The sequence below is a fragment of the Yoonia sp. SDW83-1 genome (assembly GCF_046762885.1).
Taxonomy (GTDB): domain Bacteria; phylum Pseudomonadota; class Alphaproteobacteria; order Rhodobacterales; family Rhodobacteraceae; genus Yoonia.
In genome coordinates, this window is sequence record NZ_JBKQXO010000051.1 from 1 (window position 1) to 731 (window position 731).

The following is a 731-nucleotide window of genomic DNA, read 5'->3' on the forward strand; positions in this document are numbered from 1 at the left end:
ATGGCAAAGGCAAAGTTTGAACGGAATAAGCCGCACGTGAACATTGGCACGATTGGTCACGTTGACCACGGCAAGACGACGCTGACGGCGGCGATCACGAAGTATTTCGGTGATTTCCAGGCATATGACCAGATCGACGGCGCGCCCGAGGAAAAGGCCCGCGGCATCACGATCTCGACCGCTCACGTGGAATACGAGACCGAAGCGCGTCACTACGCCCATGTGGACTGCCCCGGCCACGCCGACTACGTCAAGAACATGATCACCGGTGCTGCCCAGATGGACGGCGCGATCCTGGTTGTGAACGCCGCTGACGGCCCGATGCCACAAACGCGCGAGCACATCCTGCTGGGTCGCCAGGTGGGCATTCCCTACATGGTCGTCTACATGAACAAGGTCGATCAGGTCGACGATGAGGAACTGCTGGAACTGGTGGAAATGGAAATCCGCGAGCTTCTGTCCTCCTACGAATACCCCGGCGACGACATTCCGATCATCAAAGGCTCGGCTCTGGCCGCGATGGAAGGCCGTGATGAAGAGATCGGCGAGAACTCGATCAAGGCGCTGATGGAAGCGGTCGACACCTACATCCCGACCCCGGCGCGTGCGGTTGACCTGCCGTTCCTGATGCCGATCGAGGACGTGTTCTCGATCTCCGGCCGTGGTACAGTTGTGACCGGTCGTGTCGAGCGTGGCGTGATCAATGTCGGCGACGAGATCGAGATCGTGGG

General features: G+C 59.8%; 1 protein-coding gene. It reads left to right on the forward strand.

From position 1 onward, the window contains the following. Positions 1–731 (forward strand): elongation factor Tu (locus ACFWW4_RS22690; protein ID WP_411892910.1); only part of this gene is annotated, 731 nt, incomplete at both ends.